Below are 24,003 nucleotides of genomic sequence, written 5' to 3' on the forward strand. Positions count from 1 at the left end.
TAATTCAGAGATCGAACATTTTTTATTTATGGCCTTTTATTTACATATGCGCCATAAACTAAATCCGAAATCGAACATCCGAAATTCGAAATAAAAAATATCTGAAATCGAAATTCCCAAATCCGAAATCAAAATGGCTACCCATCTTAAAAACCTTTCAGACTTTTCAAATACCGAAATACCATCAGCAGCACCATACCGTTTTGGCATAGTTGTGGCCGAATGGAATGCCGAAATTACCAATGCCCTTTACCAGGGCGCATATCAAAGCCTGGTAAGTAATGGAGCACTGGCCGAAAACATTTTTTCATACCAGGTACCGGGCAGCTTTGAGCTTACCTCGGGGGCCGACCTGTTATTACAAAAAGGTGGTCTTGATGCGGTTATCTGTCTGGGCTGTGTAATCCAGGGTGAAACAAGGCATTTTGATTTTATTTGCGACGCGGTGGCGCACGGCGTAAGCAATGTATCTATAAAATATTCAAAACCTGTTATATTTGGTGTATTAACTACCGACAATCAGCAACAGGCCATTGACAGGGCTGGCGGCAAACATGGCAACAAAGGCGATGAAGCAGCTATCACCGCCATTAAAATGGCCGCCCTTGCTGAAACATTAAACAGTTAAAACCCGTTAAAGCAGTTAATTTAGCTCAATATGAAAAAATTAGTTTACATAGCACTTATAGCCGCTGCGGTTGCAACAGTGTCATCCTGCTCAAATAAATTATGCCCGGCTTACGGTTCATATCCTAAAACAGGTCGTTAACAGATAATTGTCATTTTTAAACCTGCTTAAACACACTACGCAGTTTTTGTGTTATAATTACGTTATAGCATTTTAACTATTAATAATATGAACTGGATTTCGTTGGAGACGGCCGATCAGCTAATGGCGATCAAACAACAGGAAGGCTATAGCCTTATATTTAAACATAGTACGCGTTGCTCCATCAGCATGATGGCAAAAAGACGTTTTGAACTCGACTGGGATAATCTTCCCGAAAATATGCCCCTTTACTTTTTAGACCTGATCAAATATCGCGACCTGTCAAACCAGGTAGCGCAATTATTCCAGGTACACCATGAATCGCCACAATTATTACTTATTAAAGATGGCGAATGCATCCTTGATCAATCGCACAGCGGCATCTCGATTGACGAAACTTTAGAGGTATTGAATTAGATTTTGTTCATGGATCATAGTTCATGGTTCATGGGTTCATAAAGTATTTTTAATATTAGTACGTTACAGCAAATGATCATTTTGCAGTCATTTGCTGCTACTATGAACTATGAACCATTCCCCATCAACTAAATATTTAACTACATTTGTACCATGATAGAATTGCCGGTAGTTCCTGCTGTTAGCCAGCCCGTACGTAAGCCCGATTGGCTTAGGGTTAAGCTTCCTACAGGAAAAGAATATGCTCATGTTCGCAGCCTGGTTGATACCCATAAGCTGCACACTATATGTGAAAGTGGTAATTGTCCCAATATGGGCGAGTGCTGGGGAGCCGGTACAGCCACTTTCATGATCCTTGGTAACATTTGTACCCGTTCGTGTTCGTTTTGTGCTGTTGCAACCGGCAGGCCTTTAGCCGTTGATGTTGATGAGCCAAACCGCGTAGCAACCTCGGTACAATTAATGCAGGTAAAACATTGTGTTATTACCTCGGTTGACCGCGACGATTTAAAAGATGGAGGTTCCATTATTTGGGCTGAGACCATCAATGCTATCCGCCGCCAAAGCCCTGATACTACTTTAGAAACCCTGCTGCCTGATTTTAAAGGCAACTGGGATAACCTTGCCCGCGTTTTAGAAACCAGGCCCGAGGTGGTATCGCACAACCTTGAAACCGTAAGGCGACTTACCAAAGAGGTACGCATCCAGGCGAAATATGACCGTAGCCTTGAAGCACTGAAACATATTTCAGAAGCAGGCTTACGTACAAAATCAGGCATTATGCTCGGTTTAGGTGAAACTGAAGATGATGTACTGGAAGCAATGGACGATTTGCTAGCTGCCGGTGTTCACATCCTTACGTTAGGGCAGTACTTACAACCTACACGTAACCATCACCCGGTGATAGACTGGATCCATCCCGACCAGTTTGCCCGTTACAAACAATTTGGACTTGATAAGGGTTTTAGATATGTGGAAAGCGGCCCGTTGGTACGCTCATCCTATCATGCAGAAAAACATCTGTTTGAAATGTGATAATTCCTTTATATCTTTCACCAAGTTGAGTAAAAAACGAAAAATATCGATGTCGGAAGATGAACTGGTGCTGTCATTACAGCACCGGGAAAAAATCGCCGTCGAAGCGTTATACGATATGTATTCGGCCTCGTTATTCGGGGTAATATCACGCATTATAAATGACACCGCTATAGCCGAAGATGTTTTACAGGAAACTTTTGTAAAAATCTGGCATTCCTTTTCAAGCTACAGTACTGAAAAAGGCCGTTTATTTACCTGGATGGTTAATATCGCGCGCAACCTCGCGATAGATAAGATCAGATCAAAAGATTTTAAAAACCAAAACAAAAACCAGGAGATTGAAAATAACGTAACTTTCATTGACGAGCAAAGAAACACAGTTTACAAGCCTGAGTTAACGGGGGTTAAAGATTTAGTGCAAAAACTAAAACCCGAGCAAAAGCAGATCATTGATCTGGTGTATTTTAAAGGCTATACCCATGTGGAAGCTGCCGAAGAATTGGGCATTCCGTTGGGCACCATTAAAACCAGGTTACGGATGGCTATCCAGGAACTCAGAAAACATTTTAATTGAAAGTGGAAGATTTAAAAGCATATATAGAATCAGGGATACTGGAACTTTACGTTTTGGGGGATGTAACCTCTGCCGAAAAGTTACAGGTTGAAGAGATGGCTTCAAAACATCCGGCTATTAAAGCTGAACTGGATGAAATTGAGCGCTCGATAGAACTGTATGCTGAAGAAAACGCCATTGAACCACCCGAACATCTCCGCGGCCGGATATTAGGCAGCTTACTTACCAACTTTGGCGACGACAATAACTTTCCTACACAAACGCACGTAGAACGTGAAAACGTTGTTGTTATGCAGCCGGAAAAAGAAACCAATTTTTACAAGTATGCATTTGCCGCCTGTCTTGCTTTATTAATAGCAAGCGCCGTGGCTTTGTATAATCTTTATAACCGTCTTAACGATACAAACATGCAGCTAAATGCCATGCAGGTGCAAAACCAGCATTTCAGCACTACAGTTAGCGCAAAAGATAGCGAGCTGAACCTGTTAAGAGACACCTCGTTTAAGTTGATCCACCTGAAAGGTACTGCTAAATCGCCTGAATCAATAATGACAGTGGCCTTCAGCCCATCTAAACAAAAAGTGGTTATTGACATGGAAAGCCTTAAACTCCCTGCAAATGACAAAACCCATCAGTACCAGCTTTGGGCATTGGTAGGCGGCAAACCGGTTGACCTGGGTGTATTTGATTCAACAGCAGATTCAAGTGGATTTAAGAACATGAAAGCAATAGCCTCTGCCGACGCCTTTGCAGTAACTCTTGAACCAAGAGGCGGCAGTGCAAGCCCAACATTATCAGAAATGGTAGTGCTTGGCAAATACTAAAGCACTTAAAAGGCCAAAAAAAGTGCCCCCAATAAAAAAGCTTACATTTTTTTCAGATTTATTCCGAAAATGATGTAAGCTTTTTGTTTTTTATGCGTTAGGTACTTATATTTCGTGTAAACCTAATGTACACTGAATAAATAATTTAACATATCTTTAACGAAAACCAAAACCAATTATTAGTTTTTTTGTAACTAATAAGTACGTGCAGGCGTCTTATGAATAGTTAGGAAATAAAACGACAAATAAACCATAAAAATCCTAACCCCCAGATTTGAGTATTTAGTTCTTTATAAGATCAGTTAATAGTTAATTAAAACGGCTGTATGATACTTGCAGCCGTTTTTTTATGCCTTTAATTTTGCCATAGTAACCGGCAGTTGCGCGATAAGTTTACCAGGCAAAACTACATGCATCCGGTTTGGGAGCGCCAGTTCGTCTCCGGCTTTACCATGAATATAGGCCCCAATAATACAGGCCTGCTCCGGTGGATACTTTTGACCCAGCAAAGCCGCTATAATTCCTGTAAGTACATCACCCATCCCTCCGCTTGCCATAGCAGCATTTCCTGATGAATTAAAATAAGCTGTACCGTTAGGAGTGGCAACAATGGTATAATCATTTTTAAGCAGGATACATAAATTCAGCTCCTTTGCTTTTTTTATGGATGTCTGCAGTCGTTGCCACCAGTTGGTATGTTCGCCAAAAAGCCGGTCAAACTCTTTCATGTGCGGGGTTAAGATGCTTCCGGGCGGTAAGCCTTGTAACAATTCCTTATTTTCGGCAAGCAGGTTTAAAGCGTCGGCATCAATAACCATTGGCTTTTTATAGTTTTTGATGATAGCTTTTAACAACGATAATGAGTTATCGTCTTTTCCTAAACCAGGCCCAACTGCTATCGAACTAAATTTATCCCATTCAATTTCTGGCAGCCCGTCACTATTTCTCACTATGGCCATAATTTCCGGCAGATAGCTATTAAGTGCCGTTAAACCGCTTTCGGGGATGCAGGCTGTTGTAAGGCCGGCCCCGGCGTGTGCCGCCGCTGATGAGCTTAGCAACGCCGCCCCCATGGTTTTGGCTTGCCCCGCAACAATCAGCGCATGCCCATAAGTTCCTTTGTTACTGAAACGATGCCGGGGTTTCAGCATTTGCCTGATATCCTTTTCTTCAACAAATTGGTATGGCGAATGCAGTCCCTGTACAAATTTTTCGCTGATGCCAATATTCACCGCTTCCCAGCAATTGATGTAAGGAGCAGATTCGGGTAGCAGAAAATTGATCCTGGGTTGCTGAAAGGTAATTACCAGGTCGGCTTTTATTGCGACGGTATCTTTAGCAGCTTCTCCTTCCGAAAAGAAACCAGTAGGCACATCAACCGCAACAACCGTGCGTTCAAGATCATTGATGTATGTAACCAGCTTCTTATAATCGCCGGAAAGCGGCTTGTTTAAGCCGCTGCCAAGCAAAGCATCAATAATTACCGGACTGTCGTCGAAGGGAATTTTTTCACCCGAGGCAAGCTCCGATAACTTTACACATGTTTTTTTGATCCTTTGCAGGTTGGTGTTAAAATCATCTGATGCTTTATCCGAAAACCTTGCAACAACAACATTTAGTTTGTTGTAATGATGCTCACAAAGCAAACGGGCTATAGCCAATCCGTCGCCTCCGTTATTTCCGGTTCCGCAATAAAACGTTATCCCCTGATTTCTATCGGGAAAATGGTTAGCAAACCAACCAACAAAAGCCCTTGAGGCACGCTCCATCAGGTCGATGGAAGATATCGGTTCATTGGCAATGGTATAGGCATCGCCCTCTCGAATTTGTTCGGCAATTAATAAAGGAAGCATATATCCTAAAGTAAGGATTTATGTGATTTGTTTGAGGAGAAATTAGGATAAACAAAAAAAGGCGGCCATCCCGGCCGCCCTAATTATCAGAAAATGTAGGGGTTAAACAGTTTGAGGCATTTGCTTCATGGTTTCGGCCAAATCAAGCTCAAGGCCTTTGGCAACAGCCATGCCCAGGTTGATATCGGCCCTAAACCAGTGACAAAGCTGCCGGTTAACGATCATATCCTTTTTAGGCCCTTCAATACCGCTCATTGAATTTACGATGTTGGCAACCAGATCTTTCTTTTGCCGGCCATCCATCAGGCGGTAAAGGTTGCCCGGCTGGGTGTAATGATCATTTTCGCCTTCGGCATTACGATCGTACCAATCGCCTACCGGACTGCCAAAATCCCAGGCTGGTTCCTTATAGCTTTGATCTATTTCGATATCATCAAAACTATTAGGGAAATAGTTTGGATTTGATCCGCCATTACCGTTAACAGCCATCTGGCCATCGCGCTGATAATTACTTACCAGGTAAGGGCATTTATTTACAGGGATCTGCTCATAATTGCCTCCCAGACGATAGCGATGTGCATCCGGATAGGAAAGAATACGGCCCTGCAGCATTTTATCTGGCGAATAGCCTACCCCATCAATCACATGTGCCGGCGCAAAAGCTGCCTGTTCAACATGAGCAAAGTAGTTATCAGGGTTTTCATTTAATTCAAGCACGCCAACATCAATCAATGGATAATCGACATGCGGCCATACTTTGGTTAAATCAAATGGATTGATATGATATGTTTTTGCATCAGCCTCTGGCATCACCTGGATCTTGAGTGTCCATTTAGGGAAATCGCCATTATCAATAGCCGTTAACAGATCATGCTGTGCAAAATCCGGAGCCTTACCGCGCATCTCCGCGGCTTCAGCGTCGGTAAAGTTTTTGATGCCCTGCTGGGTTTTAAAGTGAAACTTAACCCAATACCTTTCATTTTTTGCATTGATGAACGAGAAGGTATGACTGCCAAACCCATGCATATGGCGATAACCGTAAGGTGTACCGCGGTCACTCATTAAAATTGTTACCTGGTGCAAACTTTCCGGATTCAGCGACCAGAAATCCCACATCATGGTTGCGCTTTTACAGTTGGTATATGGATCTCGTTTTTGGGTGTGAATAAAGTCACCGAATTTTTTGGGGTCCTTTATAAAAAACACCGGGGTATTGTTACCCACCAAATCCCAGTTGCCGTCTTCAGTATAAAATTTAATGGCAAAGCCGCGTGGGTCACGTTCCGTATCAGCCGAACCTTTTTCGCCTCCAACGGTCGAAAAACGCAGAAACAATTTGGTTTGCTTACCTATTGTGTTAAATAGTTTAGCACGGGTGTATTTTGAAATATCGTGTGTAACTGTAAAAGTGCCATAAGCCCCGGAACCTTTGGCGTGAACCACCCGCTCAGGAATTCTTTCGCGGTTAAAGTGCGCCATTTTTTCATGCAGGATATAATCCTGCAGCAATATCGGTCCGCGTGGGCCGGCGGTCATTGAGTTCTCATTTTCCACGTATGGCCTGCCCGATGCTGTAGTTAATTTCTTTTTGTTTGTTTCCATATTTAGTTGCGTTTGATAATTCAAACCTCACAAAAATATTCCAATAGAAAAAATCAATATTTATTATCTTTGCATAGCATTTATCTATATTACATGACTATTACACAACTGGAGTATATTGTGGCGGTTGATACCTACCGGAGCTTTGTTTTAGCCGCCGAAAAATGTTTTGTTACCCAGCCTACATTGAGTATGCAGGTACAAAAACTGGAAGATACACTTGGCGTCAAGATTTTTGACAGGAGTAAACAACCGGTAGTCCCTACCGAAATAGGAATTGAAATCATTAGCCAGGCACGCGTGATGCTGTCTGAAAGTGAAAAGATCAAAGAGATCATTTCCGATAGGCAAAAGGAACTTTCGGGCGAGTTACGGGTTGGCATCATCCCTACCGTTTCTCCATATATATTACCCAAGATCATTCATGGCTTTATCGAAAAATATCCGCAGGTAAAGCTAATTGTGTGGGAACAAACTACCGAAGAGATCATTCAGCAGTTAAAACTGGGCATGCTTGATTGCGGTATCCTCTCAACCCCGCTGCATGAAAGCAACCTTACTGAGATACCTGTGTTTTATGAAAACTTTGTGGCTTATGTATCCAAAAATAGTAAGCTTTCCAAAAAGAAAAATATCGTTCCGGACGATATAGATATGGAAGAGATCTGGATCCTGAACGAAGGCCATTGCATGCGCGAACAAGTGTTGAATATTTGCCAACGACGCAAATCAACCCGTGGTTTTCAGCATTTTGAATACAATACCGGCAGCGTTGAAACCCTAAAACGTATGGTGGACCAAAACAACGGGGCTACCATCCTGCCCGAGCTGGCCCTATCCGAACTGAGTGAAAAGCAACTGGATAAAGTACGCTATTTTAAATCGCCCGAACCTGCCCGCGAAGTAAGCATTGTGATACAACGCAACTTTTTAAAACGCCGCATGATTGAAGCTTTGAAAGCCGAGATACTGGAGTTTGTGCCAAAGCGAATGAAAAGTAAGAAGAAAAAGGAAGTGATGGATATTTAGGAGTTTGAGCCTGTCCCTCAGGCTAAACTTACGAAGTTTTAAAAACTTCGTAAGTTTTTTCTTTCTTCTCTTTTGAGCTATTTCCATTTTGGAAACAGCTGCCTTCCGCAACATAACCAATCTTCCATAAGTCACTGTATAACAGAGCCTACGATCCAACTATTTAGATTTATTATAAATAATTTGCATTATAACCCCCACGTGACTACTTTTGGGCAATTATTTATAATTAGTCTAAATTAAAATGGATCAACTCCAACTATCCTTTCAAAAACTCTTTTCTTTTTCGATTTTAGCAATTCTGCTGCTTATCCATACAATCCCATCATTCGCACAGCAAACAAGGGGTACCCTCAAAGGCAAAGTTGTTACTGTTAAAAATGACCCGGCCGAAAACGTTTCGGTAACACTTAAGGGCACCAAATACGGCACCATAACCGACGAAAACGGTTTATTCGAAATAAAAGCCCCTGAGGGTAACTATACATTAGTAGTATCCGAAGTTGGCGCCAAAAGCCAGGAAAAGGCCGTAACTGTAAAAGCAGGCCAAACAACCAATCTCCAAACCATAACTGTTGATAATACCGTTCATGGTTTACAGGAAGTAAATATCAACGCCAACAAAACCAATAAATTTAAACGTACCCGCAGCGAGGACGTGGCTAAAATGCCATTAGCCAACCTTGAAAACCCGCAGGTTTATAATACCGTTAGCAGCCAGCTGATACAGGAACAATTAGTTTTTTCTGTAGATGATGCGCTCAGGAACGCTCCCGGATTACAAAAAATGTGGGACGCTACCGGTCGTGGTGGTGATGGCGGCGCTTACTTTAACAGCCGTGGTTTCATTGTGCAAAGCTCTATTCGTAACGGTATTGCAGGTAAGGTTACCAACAGCGTCGATGCCGCAAACATTGAAAGGATAGAAGTTATCAAAGGCCCGTCGGGCACTTTGTTTGGGAATGCATTAACATCTTACGGCGGTTTGATCAACCGCGTAACCAAAAAGCCTTATGACACTTTTGGTGGTGAAGTGAGCTTATCGGGTGGTAACTTCGGTTTTTACCGTGGCAGTGCAGATATCAACACACCGCTTGATAAAGATAAAAAAGTATTATTCCGCTTAAATACCGCATTTAGCCATGACGGCAGTTTCCAGAACAACGGATTTTCGCGCAATTTGGTTGTCGATCCCAGCATCGTTTACAAAGCTACCGACAGGTTAACCATTAGTGCCGACGCGGAATTATCTTATGGTAAAAACGTAGGTAAAACTATTTTCTTTTTCCCTTACGGACAAACAGTTGAACAGATGGGTTTCAGCAGCGCCGATAAATCAAATATTGATTACAGGCAAAGCTATCACGGCGATGGTCTTACCCAAATATCTCAAAACCAGAATTTCTATGGCGAAGTGAAATACAAGATCTCCGATGCCTGGACCTCACGCACCAACCTGAGCTATACACATAGCTACTCAGATGGTCATGGACTTTACTATTACCTGTTGCCAGGCGATATGATTTCCCGAAACGACCAGGCTACCCGCAACAGCAGGGACGACATGATGGAAATTCAGCAAAACTTTAACGGCGATTTTAAAATAGGCAAGTTCCGGAACAGGTTTGTTGGTGGTTTGGATTTCTTCAGGGAAAATTCAAAACAATATTTCTATGGCAGCACACTTGATACCGTATCCGTAACAGGCAATCATAACTATAGCAGTTTTAACGGTGCTGCACTGGATGCAATGTATGCGGCAGGCAACATAGGTTTTACCTATCCGGCCATGTATAAACGCAATACTTACAGCGCATACATTTCGGATGTATTTAACATTACTGATGAGTTAATGGCATCGGCAGGCTTACGTGTAGACAGATTTGACAATAAAGGCAACTACGACCCGGTTTCACAAAAAACTTCCGGCGCTTATAAACAAACCGCGTTCTCACCAAAATTCGGTTTGGTTTATCAACCGGTGAAAGACCACGTATCCTTATTCGCCAACTACCAAAACAGTTTTAACAACCAAACCGGTACTACCGAAAACAATAAACCACTTAAACCTGAGCAGGCCAATCAAATTGAAGGAGGTGTAAAATTAGATCTGTTTGATGGTAAATTAAGCAGTACTGTAAGCTACTATGACATCAAAGTAAAGGATATCGTGCGCCCATCTACCGTAAACCCGGTGCTTTCAGTACAGGACGGAACGCAATTCAGCAAAGGTTTTGAAGCCGAAGTAATAGCCAACCCGGTACCAGGTTTAAACTTAATAGCAGGCTTTACTTACAACAATTCAAAACTTACCAAAACGGCAGATGCTACTATTGAAGGCCGTCGCCCTGCCACGGCAGGGTCACCTTACCAGGCTAACTTTTGGGCAAGTTACAAAATTCAGCAGGGCGCGGTTAAAGGCTTAGGTTTTGGTATTGGCGGCAACTACGCCAGCGATAACAAGGTGATCAACAGCCATACCTTAGGTGTATTCACACTGCCATCGTACACAATATTAAACGCTTCAGCATTTTACGATACCAACAGGTACAGGTTCGGTGCCAGGCTCGACAACTTTACCAATCAAAAATACTGGATAGGCTACGGCACAATGAACCCGCAAAAGTTGAGAAGCTTTGCCCTGAGCGCTACTTATAAATTTTAATGAATGACGCCATTTAAAAAAGGATTATTATTCACACATCGCTGGCTCGGATTTATATCCGGGCTTGTGGTGTTCATAGTGAGTATCACAGGCTGTATCTTTTGTTTTCAGGATGAGATCCAGGATGCTATACACAGTTATCGAAAAGTTGAAATACAAAATAAACCCTACATAGCGCCTTCCGTACTTAAAGCCGAAGCGCTGAAAGGGCGCAAAGGTGCTACTGCCAGTTATATTTACTATTACGGTATCGGCCGCCCAGCAGGAGTGTTGGTAACCGATAAGAAAGAAGGTCTGCTGTTTGTGTACCAGAACCCTTACACCGGTAAGATCATACATACCGAAAGCCCTACTACAAATTTCTTCATCATTGTTGAGTACATCCACCTGTACCTGTTGTTACCGGCCAATATTGGCACTTGGGTGGTGGGTATTTCGGTAATTGTTTTTGTGGTACTGATGATCACCGGCATTATACTTTGGTGGCCAAAACGCAAAAGCGATCGCAAACGGAGCTTCACTATTAAATGGGGCGGCCGTTGGAGAAGAGTGAATTATGACTTGCATAATGTTTTAGGCTTTTATGCAACAAGCGTGGCTATTATATTAGCCATAACAGGTCTTTCCATATCATTTGACTGGATGCGCGAAGGTATTTATGCCGCCGCTAATCTTGGTAAAGCACACCCTGAAGAAAAAGTGGTTTTCAAGTCGGATTCGTTATTGAAGGGCAAGATGGATACCACACAAGTCATCAACAAAGCTTACCTGGCAGCCAAAGCAGCTTCGCCTAAAGCCGAGATGTTTTTAATTTATGACGATGCTACAAAGGCCGGCGCAGTTGGTGTAACCGCATATGCACAGGCCCTGCACTACTATAAAAGCGACAGTTATACATTTGACAAATACACAGGGACATTACTGAACCGCACTGCGCACGAGCAAAAAAGCGCAGGTATGAAGATGAATAACATGAATTATGACATTCACGTAGGCCAGATCCTGGGACTTCCGGGTAAAATCATCGCTTTTCTGGCCAGTTTAATTTGCGCCAGTTTACCTGTTACCGGTTTTATCATCTGGTTGGGTAAACGCAAAAAATCAAAATCAAAAAAGGTAAAAACGGTGGTGCACAGAAGGACAGTAAGGCAGCACTTACCGGCAAAGTAATAAGCCCTCACTTACCACCAGTCATTGCTTCGTGCCTCGCAATGACGAATTAAGAAACTCCCCCTTTAGGGGGCCGGGGGGCTTATCACCACTCCATCATCAAGCGGATGCCCGGTACAGGTCAGGATCCAGCCTTGAGCGATATCCGCATCGGTAAGCACATCATTCTTCACCATCTCTACTTTACCACCGGTACATTTAACCATACAGGTTGAGCATACCCCACCCCGGCAGCTATAAGGTAATGGAATGTTATTTTGCAGGGCGGCCTGCAATATGGATTGATTTTCACCTACCGTAATATCATGCAGTTCGCCCCTGTATTTTATTTTAATGTTTTGTGGCGGAAAACTGGTGATGCCACTTTTTACAGGCACAGTTTCAAGCACAAAATTTTCGCGGCGGATCTTCGACCGATCAACGCCCATATAAACCAGGTCGAACCGGATCATCCGCATGTAAGCAAACGGGCCGCAGAGGTAAAACTCCGCATCGGTTAAATTAAAACGAACTTGTTGCTTCACTAACTTTTCAACTTTATCGGTGTTGAGGCGGTTGCCCTCGATGCTCAGCAAGTGTACAATAGTTAACCTTTCAGGATGTTCTGTTGCCAGCTTGTCCAATTCATCTTTAAATAAAATAGAAGCTGCATTTTGATTGCTGTAGATCAATATCAACCGGCTTTTGCCCTCCCTCCCAAGTATGTATTTCAGTTGCGAAAAAACAGGCGTAATACCACTGCCGCCCGCAAATAAAAAGATATCTTTTTCCTGTTGATGATCCCTAATCGTGAAACGACCGGCGGGCGCCAGGGCTGTTAACTCATCACCCTCTTTTATTTTGGTGAGCATAAACCTGGAGATCTCGCCGTTACTGATGCGTTTTATAGTAATAGCCAAATATGGCTCATCAGGAGAAGAACTTAAGGAATAGGAGCGCCTGATCTCTTCCTGTCTGTGATTAAATATCAGCGTGATAAACTGACCTGCGATGTATGAGATATCCCCTCCATTAATGCTGCTTAAGTAAAACGTAGCAGTATCAGGAGTTTCCCATTTTATGCGATCAACTTTTAGTTTTAAGATATCCTCAACCATCAATTAGCGGCGCTATGTTTATTCTTCAGCACTTTACGGATAACGCTGTTCTTTTTGCCATAAGTATAGTAGATAACCAAACCAATTGCAAGCCATATGATCAGGCGCAGCCAGGTATCTCCGGGCAAAAATGTCATCATGGCAAAGCAGGTTAGGATTCCCAGTATAGGTACCAGCGGAACGAGCGGCGTTTTAAATGGCCGGTGAACATTGGGCTGTTGTTTACGTAAAATAAGTACGCCGGCACAAACCATAACAAATGCAAGCAGGGTGCCAATGCTGGTCATTTCGCCAACCACACGTATCGGCACAAATGCCGCGAAGAGAGCTATAAAAGCGCAAAGCATGATATTTGATTTCCAGGGTGTACGAAATTTGGGGTGTACTTCTGAAAACACTTTAGGCAGTAAGCCATCTTTCGACATAGAGAAAAACACGCGTGATTGCCCCAACAGATCAACCAGTATTACCGAAGTATAACCTATCAATATAGCCAATACTATTGCCTTGCTAAGCCATTGGTAATGTGTTTTTTCAATAGCAATAGCAACCGGAGCGCCCGAACCTATAAACTCTTTATAATTGGCCATGCCTGTCATTACGTGAGCAAAAACAATGAACAATACTGTACAGATGAGCAGTGAACCGATAATACCGATAGGCATGTTACGCTGCGGGTTCTTCGCTTCCTGTGCTGCAGTTGATACGGCATCGAAACCAATAAATACAAAGAATACAAGTCCGGCTCCTCTTAATATGCCCGACCAGCCATAATCGCCCCAAACCCCGGTGTTTTGCGGAATGTATGGATGATAGTTTTGCGGATTAATGAACGACCAGCCCACTGCTATAAATACAATTACCACCCCAACTTTTAAGGTTACAATAATGGCATTAACCAATGCCGAACCTTTAGTACCGCGGATAATGATACTTGTAACCAAAATCACAATCAAAGCAGCGGGTAAGTTGATGATCCCATTTACAATATCGCCATTGGCAGCTTTTGCTGTTTCAAAAGGCGACAGTGTAAGCTGCGGCGGCAGGTATAGATCAAACCAGGACAAGAATTTAGTAAGATATTGCGACCAGCTGATGGCCACCGTTGCCGCACCCACGGCATATTCAAGCGCGAGGTCCCAGCCTATGATCCAGGCAAAAAGCTCGCCCATAGTCGCATACGAGTAAGTGTAAGCACTCCCTGCAACTGGTATCATAGCCGAAAACTCGGCATAACAAAGGGCCGCAAATGCGCAACCTATGGCAGCTATTAAAAAGGAAATGGTTACCGCAGGCCCTGAATGCTGGCCTGCTGCTATGCCGGTTAATGAAAATAAACCGGCCCCGATGATGATACCTATCCCAATAAGGATAAGGTTAACCGGCCCAAGTGAGCGTTTTAACGAATGTTCTCCTTCCTCCTTTGATTCACGGAGCAGGGTTTCTATGGGCTTTTTGATCATAATATAAAAAAGTCCACAAAGTTAGTAGATTATTGGAGAGCTATGGTGTAGAGATATAATTGGCAGGTAAAATATCCGCTTTGGCAACATCAATTGCAACGATCCGTGGAGACACGGATCGAGGGAAGGAATCCCCCCGCGTCCGTGTCCCCACGGACGCCAACAAAAAAACGGCAGGACCATCAGATCCTGCCGCTTCAAATTTATGAGCTTAATTAATATTAAGCAGTTGCTTTAGCGTAAAGCTCGGCAACATGGTTCCAATTAATTACGTTCCAGATAGCTGCTAAGTAATCCGGACGACGGTTTTGGTATTTCAGGTAGTAAGCATGCTCCCAAACATCGATACCTAAGATTGGTGTACCTTTTACTTCGGCGATATCCATTAACGGGTTATCCTGGTTAGGAGTTGAAGTTATAGCTAATTTTTTGTCAGCAGTAACAATTAACCATGCCCAGCCAGATCCAAAACGGGTTGCACCGGCTTCAGATACTTTGGTTTTGAAATCGGCAAATGAACCGAAAGTGCTTTTAATAGCATCGGCCAAAGCGCCTGCAGGCTCACCGCCGCCGTTTGGTGATAACAAAGTCCAGAACAAAGTATGGTTGTAGTGACCACCGCCATTGTTACGTACAGCAGCAGGGAATTTAGAAATGTTTTTGATGATATCGTCGATATTGCTATCGGCTTCCGGCTTACCTTCCAAAGCTTTGTTTAAGTTGGTAACATAAGCCTGGTGGTGCTTGCCATGGTGAATTTCCATGGTCAGTTTATCAATGTGCGGTTCCAGAGCATCAGTAGCGTAGGATAACGCCGGTAGTGTAAATGCCATAATTTTAGTTATTAATTTTAAAGTTTAATGTTTGTTGTGACGTAACAAATATAAGCGTTGACGGAGGTATTTGTTCTAAATAATTGTCATGTTTTCTTTAGTTCATAGTTGATGGTTCATGGATCATAGCTATTTTCCATCAACTATCACTCCTTCTGCTATGAACTATGATCTATGAACCATCAACTATCCTATTTCTTCCTCTTCCCCTTAAAAAAATCTTTTACCAGTTGGCTGCACTCCGCTTCGCGGATGCCACCGGTAATCACAGTTTTTGGATGGGTAATTTTTTGATTGATACGGCCAAACCCCAATTTATTGTCATAAGCGCCAAAAACGATCTTGCTTACCTGGAACCAGTACGACGCCCCGGCGCACATTACACACGGTTCCATGGTAACGTACAGCGTACAGCCCTGTAAGTATTTGCCCCCAATTAAGTTAGCAGCTGCAGTAAGGGCCTGCATTTCGGCATGTGCCGATACGTCATTAAGCCTTTCGGTAAGGTTGTGCCCTTTGCCTATGATGCGACCGTTGTAAACTACTACGGCCCCAATCGGGATCTCATCTTCTTCAAGCGCGTAGCGGGCTTCCTTTAAGGCTTCGCCCATAAAATAATCGTCGGGCGATATTGAGGCCTCATCCTCAAAACTGATATATCTCATTTAAATAAGTTTACTGCCGTTTGGCACAGGTTTTTCAACAGCAGTTAGTACAATATCACCATTCTCATCGGCAAAGCCTGTAACCAAAAATTCCGACATAAAATTGGCGATCTGCTTTTTGGGGAAATTGGTTACACCCACTATCTGCCTGCCAACCAATTGCTCCTTGGTGTAATGTTTAGTAATTTGCGCGCTCGACCACCTGATACCAAACTCACCAAAATCAACCCTTACTTTAAACGCAGGTTTACGGGCTTCAGGAAAATCTATAGCTTCAAGTACAGTGCCTACACGCAGTTCTACTTTTTCAAAATCATGCCAGGTGATGGTTTCCATAGCGGCAAAGATAAAAAAAGCACTGTTACTGTTTTACAAACTACAGGCATATTAGTCCGTAAACAGCGCTGCGGAGCAGATATAATAAATCAGGTCATTGCGAGAAACCATCAGGGAACCTGAAAAAAACTGTGATGGCATGTAAACTATGTTTTAGGGCTGTTGCGCGGGGCGCGTTAGGGATAGAAGCGTAAAGCCCACAGCGCGGGCCGGGTTTACGGGCAGGAAAGGCGAGGACTTGCAGCGGATAGCCCGGCCGCAGGCAACGCCCATATTATAAAATAAATCAAAAAAAACATACTTAATAATCAGCAATATACGGTCACGTCATTATAAGCGTAGCGCGGCAATCTCGTAGCTATACAGGGCGTATATGCTTCCGTGCGATTGCCACGCTACACTCGCAATAACATAATTTAGTTACTTATTATACTTAATAGCATCCGCCCTTATGGTGGCTCTGTCAGTGTTGCCGCTCACCTGAAAAATAATGATCCCATCTGCACCAACTTCGCGGGCTTTAATCGAAAGATCGTTTTTAGCTTCAGCAGAATTATCGGTATAAGCGATAGCCAGGTGCCCTATTACTTTATAATCCTGTTTAACATCTTTTGCATCATAAAAAACATCTACTTTTTCCGTAGCTGGGTAGGTATCCCCAAGATAACTGGTTGTAGCGCATGACGCCAGGAACAGACATAACAAAATGATCAAATGGTTTAGTTTTAAGGTTTTCATATTGGATAAGTGTTTATCAGATATGAGCGATAAACCAGGGAATGGTTTAATGCAATTGAGGTAACAAATTTGTTAATGACTTAAAGCCCTTTCCTCCTCGTTATCCCCGGCCTCCTGCTTTTCCGTTCTGCAGGTTCAGGAACACCTTCGGCACCATAGCTGCGGGCCATTTTGGCGATACGCTCTTCCATAGTTTCAGTAGTTAGTTTTTCCCGGCCGAGGCTATCAACCATGATCGGGAAGGCGAAAGGCGTTGGGCGCTCAATTACCTTTAAGATAATGTTTTGTGTTTGGATACGCTGCAATGCAGCTCTTAACCGAAACTCTTCCAGCTGAAAAGCCAGCGCTTCGTTGTATGCCTGGCGCACCAGTAAATTATCCGGCTCGTACTCGCTAAAAACTTCAAACAACAATGAAGTTGATGCCTGCAGATGCTTGTTCTTAACTTGCTGCCCCGGATAACCGGTAAATACAAGGCCTCCGATATGTGCTATATCTCTAAACCGCCGACGGGCCATTTCATTGGCATTTAAACTATGCTGAATATCATCTATCAGGTTATCTATCGAAAAAAAGCCTGCATCTTCCAGTGCTTCCTCTATTGGGATATCCTCATCGGTAAGCAGCTCAAACCCGTAATCATTCATAGCTATAGAGAAACTGGCAGGTTTAATTTTACTGATACGGTAAGCAAGCAATGAAGCCATACCCTCATGAACCAATCGCCCCTCAAAAGGATAAAATAACAAGTGATGCCCCTCCTTCGATTTAAACGACTCAATTAAAAATTCATGACTTTGAGGCAGGTGCGATAATTGCTGCTGCAAATCAAAAAGCGGCTTCAGTGCCTTAACCTCTATATCCTTTTCGATGCCGTGCGCCACTTCATCCAGCTTAAGCCTGAATACGGCAGCCAATTGAGATGAAAGCGGCATCCGTCCCCCGTTCCAGCTTGGGATGATGCCTTTTGTTGAATTTGATTTCTTAACATATGCGGTCATCTCTTTTACCCGTACAAATTCCAGGCTCCGGCCGGCAAACCAAAAGGTATTGCCCGGTTTTAGCTTGGAAACAAATGATTCTTCAATAGTACCCAAACTCCCTCCACTAAGCCATTTCACCCGGATACTCAGCTCGCTGGTGATGGTGCCGATGCTTAACCTATGCCGCATGGCTACCCTGCGGCTGTTTACTTTATACAATCCGTTTTCAACCTCAACCTTTAAAAATTCATCATACTGCGCAAGCGTTTTGCCGCCACTGGTGATAAAATCAAGTAACTGACCAAACTCGTTACGGCTCAGATCGGCAAAAGCATAGGTAGTTTTAACTTCTTCAAACAACTCTTCGGCCCGAAAACCATCTGATACTGCCAGCGTAACCATGTACTGGATCAGCACATCCATGGTAAGCAGCATCGGATCGCGGCTTTCAAAAATCTTTGCTTTGATTGCTTCTTTCAACGCTGCCCCCTCCAATAACTCGAGTGAGTGTGTGGGTACAAAATAGGCCAGCGATGTGGCACCGGGATGGTGACCACTTCGCCCGGCGCGCTGCATAAAACGAGCTACGCCTTTTGGGCTCCCCACCTGCACAACAGTATCTACGGGGCGAAAATCCACCCCTAAGTCCAGGCTTGAGGTGCATACTACCAACTTTAAGGCCTCGGCGTGCAGGGCAGCCTCCACCCAGTTGCGCAGTTCATTATCCAGCGAACCGTGGTGCATGGCCATGATACCGGCATATTCGGGGTAATTATCCAAAATAGCATGGTACCAAATCTCCGACTGGGAACGGGTATTGGTAAAGATCAATGTGGTTTTGCTTTTGGCCACAATCTCCATTACCTCGGGCAAAAGTTTTAAACCAATGTGCCCTGCCCATGAATAGTTCTCGATATTTTGCGGTATGATAGACCGGATATCCAGTTTCTTCTCCAGGTTAGCACGCACCATTTTTACCCGTTCCTGCGGAAAATCATTGCCCAATAAAACCTCGGCAGCTTGTTCGAGGTTGCCTATAGTAGCGGAGATACCCCAGATTTTCACCCCACCCCAGCCCTCCCCGAGGGGGAGGGAGCCCCTTTCTAAATATTCTTTTATGGATTCAACTACCCCATCCGGGTTTCTTAAAACTTCATCATTAGTAAATCTTAAAACATCATATCCATGCGATTTTAAATATGCTGTTCTTGCCTCATCTAATTGTAGTTGCTCAATTTCATTATGATATCCTCCATCAACTTCAATAATCAATTTCTTTTCAAGACAAATAAAATCAGGTATATAATTCAATACAAGATGTTGACGCCTGAATTTATAACCCGTCTTTTTCCCTCTTAACAATTGCCACAAAATATTTTCGGCTTCTGTTGGTTGATGACGCATAAGCTTTGCATTATCAATATTTACCTGCCAGCTCAATGCATCGGTAGTATGATAACCTGGGTATTTATCCTTTGCTTCAGCATTAAACTTTTCAGCTCCCTCTCCTTTGGAGAGGGCCGGGGTGAGGTGCTTTAGCCGGGACAAACCCAACTCAACCTGCACCCCGCGTTTCGTTCCTAACAGCTCATGCCATTCATCAATTACCACTACCTTTAGTTGATTAAATAACTTTGGATACTCTTTTTGGGCGAGCATCAGGTGCAGGCTTTCGGGGGTTGTAAGCAGCACTTCCGGTAGCTTCTTTTTGAGGGCCTGTTTTTCTGCAGCAGGCGTATCGCCTGTGCGGGTGGCTATGCGCCATGGCAGGCCTATCTCATCACAGGCCTCCTGCATGGCCTTGCGGATATCATTGGTTAGCGCCCTCAACGGGGTTATCCAAAGCATCAGCAAACCATTATTCTGCTTGGTTTTATAAGTATCCGGATTGGCATTGATAAAGCCGGCTAAAAAAGGCAGAAACAAGGCAAAGGTTTTACCGCTGCCTGTTGGGGCATTCAACAAACCCGAATACCCGCCAAGGTAAGCATCCATCATTTCGGACTGAAATGGAAACTGTTCCCAGTTTTTCTCCCTGTACCATTGTTGTATAACCTGTTGGCCTATGCTTGTCATTACCCCTTTAACAAATTTTTTATTGTTTGGTTATCGCTGGATAACCGAGCCAACAAAATAACCATTTAATTGGTTATAGTTATATGATCAGAAATAGCTTAATAATTATCTCTATCGCCATTTGCCTTTTGGCTTGCGGAAACAATAAGAACAAGCCGGCTACCATAGCTGATACCAATAAAATCCCGAAGGATACCGCAGGCCAGCATCTCCCCGATAAAAATGACACCACCGTTCATCATACCATGGCTTCAGATACCGGTACCGCCAATACCTCCCATTCCGATTGGCTTATCACTCCCGGTAAAAGCATAGGGCATATTGTATTAAACGATGATGTTCAGAATATTATAAAGCAATTAGGTAAACCCGATAGCTCAGACGCGGCTATGGGCAGCTCATTGATGGTTTGGTTTGCCGGTCACGATCCTACGGGTAATCGTACAGCGGTTTTCACGCATCATAATATGGGTGGTAAAGATGAACAGATAAGCCATGTACAAAAGATCCTGGTAACATCGCCACAGTTTAAAACCGATGGCGGAGTTGGTGTAGGTTCAACCAAACAGGAAATACAAAAAGCTTATACGCTAAAACCAACATCAACTTATAGTAACAAAAGTGGCAAGGTGCAGGTTTATACCGATCTTGCTAAAGGGATTTCTTTTGAGATAGATGGCAGTGGCAAATGCGTTGGTGTGGTAGTGCATAAAGCCAATGATACTGCCGCGGCTTATTTGAATATGCACTAATTGATTTTTAACTCAATAAAATGTCATTTCGACCAACGGGAGAAATCTTATACGCCCGGCTACCAAATTGAATTTGTGCACTTCACCACGTATAAGATTTCTCTTTCGCCCTAACACTCCTCCCCTCGCTGCTCTATCGAAATGACAACGATTACATAAAATAAAGAAAGGCCTTGCTGATTCAGCAAAGCCTTTCTTTATTTTATTATCACCTTACTTTTTTTCGGGCATTAAAATCAGTTTAATCAAATTTTTACCGCTCAGGTATTTGTTGGCAGCATCTTTAGTGGTTTGAGGGGTTATTTGCTCAAGACTGCTTACGTGGGCCAGGATCTGATCCGGGTTTTCACCATTTTGTGACGATGAGGCAAGATAGCCCGTCCAGAAAACATTTTGTTTAAGCTGTTGCTGTGTTGAACGGGCTTCTTCAGCAACAAATTTCTGGATATCCGCCGGTAATGCGCCATTCTGTTTGATTTTACCTATTTCTTCCATTGTGGCATTGATCAGCTTATCCACGTTTTCGGGAGCGCAACCAAAAGAAATAGTAAATGAATAACGGGCGCCCGGAATTTTGCGGTAACTTGCCCTTACACCCGGCGCATAAACACCACTTTCCTGTTCGCGCAAACGTTCAATCAGTTTAATGTTGAGTACTTCTTCAAGCGCATCAACTTGTATGTTGTTAGCTTCGTTGTAATCATAGTCGCCGCTGAAAATCAACTGTACGGTACTTTTGTCTCCTACGCCCTTATTTACTGTTTTAGTTATCACACCCGCCGGCGGCTGGATATTCATGTTTTTGTAGGTTTCCTTGCTGTTGGTTGACGGCAAACCGCCAAGATAATGCTCAAGGTAGGGTTTAACTGTTTCTACATCAAAGTTGCCAACCAGCGTAAAGGTAAAGGCACTGGCATCAGCAAAGCGTTTTTTATAAAAATCGTAAGCTTTATCAAGCGTTGCCGCATTTAGCCTTGGAATAGTTGTAACCATACCGCGGAAATTATAGTTACTCAATACAGCCGACACCGTATCCTGGTAAACACTTCCCGGGTCAAGACCGCGGTTTGTGAGTACGGCCCTGGTCTGCTCCATATTGGCATCCCAGATATCCTTGTCTTTACGGGGCTGGGTAAAGTATAGGTAAATCAATTGCAGTGCGGTTTCAAAATCGGCAGGTGAGGTATTTCCGGAAATGCCCTGTGCAAACTCACTGATATAAGGCGAAATACTTAGGTTTTTGCCTGCCAGCTTTTTATCAAGCATGCCCTGGTTAAACTGTGCTATACCGCTGCCGCTGATAATAGATGAAGCCAGGTTTGCCGATGTAAATTCGTCATCACTTGCCAGCGATGTACCCCCAAAAGCATATCCGCTTATCAGGATCTGATCGTTACGGTAATCTGTTGGCTTTAATATCACCTTTAATCCGTTACCTAACGTAAGGGTGGTTGTACCTATGGCTTCGTCTGTATCCTGTTTAGCTACTTTGGTACCTTCAGGTATTTTGGCCAGCAGCGGCTCGCTCGATACGTTGTCAACATAGGCAGTAACGTTTTGGCCGCCTGTGGCAATCCAGTTCAGCAATGTTTTATCATCGGGTAAATTAGCCTTTTCTTTATCCGGGGCCTGTACTATCACAACGCGGTTTTGATCGCTGATAAATTTGCCGGCCATGGCATTCATATCCGCCAGGCTAACTTTATAGATATTGCCGATATAAAAATTGTATTCAAAGTCGATGCCCGGAATAGCTTCACCGGTTAAAAAGTTGGCCTGGTATTCACGCACAAAATTTGCCGATGGTGTTTTATCTCTTTCACGATAAGCATTACCAATGCCTACCAGCGCATCCTGCTTGGCGCGCTCCAGTTCGGTAAGGGTAAAGCCAAATTTACGGGCGCGCTCTGATTCGGCCACTACGGCTTTAACTGCCTTTTCCAGTTCGCCCGGTTTAGCAACAACCAATGAAGTATAAGCATCCTGATCGCCTATAAAATTACCGTAACTGGTACGACCGTATAAAAACGGAGGATTAGGTCTTTGAAGCAACTCATTTAAACGAGCGTTAAGCATCTGGTTAAACAGTTGCACCCTTACCTGCTGCATATAATCGCCGGTGGTTTTGGTAACAGTGCCGGGATGTTTAACAATGATTTGTGCTATGGTGTACGGGTATTCAGGATCGGTAACAATTTTTACCGCTGTACCCGGTGTAGCAGGTACCGAATATTTTGTCCTCGGTTTTTCAGCAGCCGGATTTTTAAGTTGCGAAAAATTTTGTTTAATAAGCGCCTCAACACGTTTAGGATCAAAATCGCCTACGGCAATAACCGCCTGCAAATCGGGGCGGTACCAGTCTTGATAAAATGCCTTGATGGTTTCGGGTTTAAAGTTTTTCAGGATATCTTCCTTACCAATAGGCAAACGTAACGCATATCTTGAGTTATTAAGCAATACTGGTAACGTTTGTTGTTGAATGCGTTCCTGCGCATTTTTACCACGCAGGCGTTCCTCCTCCAAAACAACACCGCGTTCTTTATCAATTTCGGAGGGATCAAAACTTACATAACCTGCCCAGTTGGCCAGTATATTGAATCCCTTTTCAAACACGCTGGCCGTATCAGTTGGTAAAGGCAATTGAAACACGGTTTCATTAAATGAAGTGTAAGCATTTAAATCGGCACCGAATTTTACACCTGCTTTTTGCAAATAGTCAACCATTTGATTTTTTGGGAAATCGCGCGTACCATTAAAAGCCATGTGCTCGGTAAAGTGAGCCAATCCCTGCTGATCATCATTTTCCAAAACCGACCCGGCTTTGTTAACCAAATAAAGCTCGGCCCTGCTTTTAGGCTCGGCATTGGCACGGATATAATAAGTTAAACCATTGGACAGTTTGCCAATGATCACGCTTTGATCAACCGGTAAAACATCGCTTTTAGGAGCAATTGCCGGAGCTCCGGGTTTATTTTTAGGAGATGGAACAGGTTTCTTTTTAACTTGTGCAAAAGCACTACCCGCCGAAAGGGTTAAAGCCAACAAGGCTAACGGAACGTATTTGTTCAGGTTCATTATAAAGTTTGAATAATCAGGGTACTAAGATGCAAAACGAAAAT

Annotated in this window: 19 protein-coding genes; 9 read left to right on the forward strand and 10 right to left on the reverse strand. The window is 43.4% G+C overall.

Annotation, left to right across the window (positions count from 1 at the left end):
* Positions 1 to 133 precede the first annotated feature (133 nt).
* The 5 genes from ribH (at position 134) to AC59JO_RS26510 (ending at position 3,622) form a co-directional block, all read left to right on the forward strand.
* Positions 134 to 628 (forward strand): 6,7-dimethyl-8-ribityllumazine synthase, encoded by a 495-nt coding sequence (gene ribH, locus AC59JO_RS26490; RefSeq protein WP_413670926.1) that lies wholly within the window; start codon positions 134 to 136, stop codon positions 626 to 628.
* A 228-nt stretch (positions 629 to 856) separates the two neighbouring features.
* Positions 857 to 1,186, forward strand: a complete 330-nt coding sequence (gene ytxJ / locus AC59JO_RS26495; RefSeq protein WP_413670925.1) for a bacillithiol system redox-active protein YtxJ — start codon at positions 857 to 859, stop codon at positions 1,184 to 1,186.
* A gap of 153 nt (positions 1,187 to 1,339) precedes the next feature.
* Positions 1,340 to 2,221 carry a lipoyl synthase gene (gene lipA, locus AC59JO_RS26500; protein ID WP_091220137.1) on the forward strand — a complete coding sequence of 294 codons (882 nt, stop codon included), beginning with the start codon at positions 1,340 to 1,342 and terminating at the stop codon, positions 2,219 to 2,221.
* A gap of 25 nt (positions 2,222 to 2,246) precedes the next feature.
* Entirely contained in the window at positions 2,247 to 2,798 is a 552-nt protein-coding gene (locus AC59JO_RS26505) for an RNA polymerase sigma factor (protein WP_497309249.1), read from the forward strand.
* Between the two features lie 2 nt (positions 2,799 to 2,800).
* On the forward strand, positions 2,801 to 3,622 hold the full coding sequence (locus AC59JO_RS26510; RefSeq protein ID WP_497309251.1) for an anti-sigma factor: 822 nt from the start codon (positions 2,801 to 2,803) through the stop codon (positions 3,620 to 3,622).
* A gap of 347 nt (positions 3,623 to 3,969) precedes the next feature.
* Here AC59JO_RS26510 and AC59JO_RS26515 read toward each other — a convergent pair whose 3' ends face one another.
* Both AC59JO_RS26515 and AC59JO_RS26520 read right to left on the reverse strand, forming a co-directional pair.
* Positions 3,970 to 5,475 carry an NAD(P)H-hydrate dehydratase gene (locus tag AC59JO_RS26515; protein WP_413670922.1) on the reverse strand — a complete coding sequence of 502 codons (1,506 nt, stop codon included), beginning with the start codon at positions 5,473 to 5,475 and terminating at the stop codon, positions 3,970 to 3,972.
* A gap of 102 nt (positions 5,476 to 5,577) precedes the next feature.
* Positions 5,578 to 7,077 carry a catalase gene (locus AC59JO_RS26520; protein ID WP_497309253.1) on the reverse strand — a complete coding sequence of 500 codons (1,500 nt, stop codon included), beginning with the start codon at positions 7,075 to 7,077 and terminating at the stop codon, positions 5,578 to 5,580.
* 93 nt (positions 7,078 to 7,170) lie between these two features.
* On the opposite strand from AC59JO_RS26520, the gene AC59JO_RS26525 reads away from it, so the two are divergent.
* From AC59JO_RS26525 to AC59JO_RS26535, 3 genes are all read left to right on the forward strand, one after another.
* Positions 7,171 to 8,106, forward strand: coding sequence for a hydrogen peroxide-inducible genes activator (locus AC59JO_RS26525; protein ID WP_112568902.1), 936 nt, complete (start codon positions 7,171 to 7,173; stop codon positions 8,104 to 8,106).
* 244 nt (positions 8,107 to 8,350) lie between these two features.
* Complete coding sequence (locus AC59JO_RS26530; protein ID WP_497309255.1) at positions 8,351 to 10,771, forward strand: TonB-dependent siderophore receptor; 2,421 nt, start codon at positions 8,351 to 8,353, stop codon at positions 10,769 to 10,771.
* Between the two features lie 3 nt (positions 10,772 to 10,774).
* The gene (locus AC59JO_RS26535) at positions 10,775 to 11,941 is read left to right on the forward strand and encodes a PepSY-associated TM helix domain-containing protein (RefSeq protein WP_497309257.1); all 1,167 of its coding nucleotides are present in this window, start codon (positions 10,775 to 10,777) and stop codon (positions 11,939 to 11,941) included.
* Positions 11,942 to 12,006: 65 nt separating this feature from the next.
* Here AC59JO_RS26535 and AC59JO_RS26540 read toward each other — a convergent pair whose 3' ends face one another.
* The 7 genes from AC59JO_RS26540 to AC59JO_RS26570 form a co-directional block, all read right to left on the reverse strand.
* The gene (locus tag AC59JO_RS26540; RefSeq protein ID WP_413670918.1) at positions 12,007 to 13,038 is read right to left on the reverse strand and encodes a 2Fe-2S iron-sulfur cluster-binding protein; all 1,032 of its coding nucleotides are present in this window, start codon (positions 13,036 to 13,038) and stop codon (positions 12,007 to 12,009) included.
* Complete coding sequence (locus tag AC59JO_RS26545; protein WP_497309259.1) at positions 13,038 to 14,501, reverse strand: amino acid permease; 1,464 nt, start codon at positions 14,499 to 14,501, stop codon at positions 13,038 to 13,040. The genes AC59JO_RS26540 and AC59JO_RS26545 overlap by 1 nt, the downstream gene beginning before the upstream one ends.
* 221 nt (positions 14,502 to 14,722) lie before the next feature.
* Positions 14,723 to 15,334 (reverse strand): superoxide dismutase, encoded by a 612-nt coding sequence (locus tag AC59JO_RS26550; protein ID WP_413670916.1) that lies wholly within the window; start codon positions 15,332 to 15,334, stop codon positions 14,723 to 14,725.
* Positions 15,335 to 15,525: 191 nt separating this feature from the next.
* Positions 15,526 to 15,999, reverse strand: coding sequence for a nucleoside deaminase (locus AC59JO_RS26555; protein WP_413670915.1), 474 nt, complete (start codon positions 15,997 to 15,999; stop codon positions 15,526 to 15,528).
* A complete protein-coding gene (locus AC59JO_RS26560; RefSeq protein WP_413670914.1) occupies positions 16,000 to 16,335 on the reverse strand; it encodes a tRNA-binding protein in 336 nt (111 codons plus the stop codon).
* A gap of 420 nt (positions 16,336 to 16,755) precedes the next feature.
* Entirely contained in the window at positions 16,756 to 17,073 is a 318-nt protein-coding gene (locus tag AC59JO_RS26565; RefSeq protein ID WP_413670913.1) for a hypothetical protein, read from the reverse strand.
* 80 nt (positions 17,074 to 17,153) lie between these two features.
* Positions 17,154 to 20,132, reverse strand: a complete 2,979-nt coding sequence (locus tag AC59JO_RS26570) for a ligase-associated DNA damage response DEXH box helicase (protein WP_497309262.1) — start codon at positions 20,130 to 20,132, stop codon at positions 17,154 to 17,156.
* A gap of 83 nt (positions 20,133 to 20,215) precedes the next feature.
* On the opposite strand from AC59JO_RS26570, the gene AC59JO_RS26575 reads away from it, so the two are divergent.
* Entirely contained in the window at positions 20,216 to 20,884 is a 669-nt protein-coding gene (locus tag AC59JO_RS26575) for a hypothetical protein (protein WP_497309264.1), read from the forward strand.
* Positions 20,885 to 21,097: 213 nt separating this feature from the next.
* Here the strand turns inward: AC59JO_RS26575 and AC59JO_RS26580 are convergent, their stop codons facing one another.
* Positions 21,098 to 23,959, reverse strand: coding sequence for a M16 family metallopeptidase (locus AC59JO_RS26580; protein WP_497309266.1), 2,862 nt, complete (start codon positions 23,957 to 23,959; stop codon positions 21,098 to 21,100).
* Positions 23,960 to 24,003 lie beyond the last annotated feature (44 nt).

The organism is Mucilaginibacter sp. A5337 (assembly GCF_059690695.1).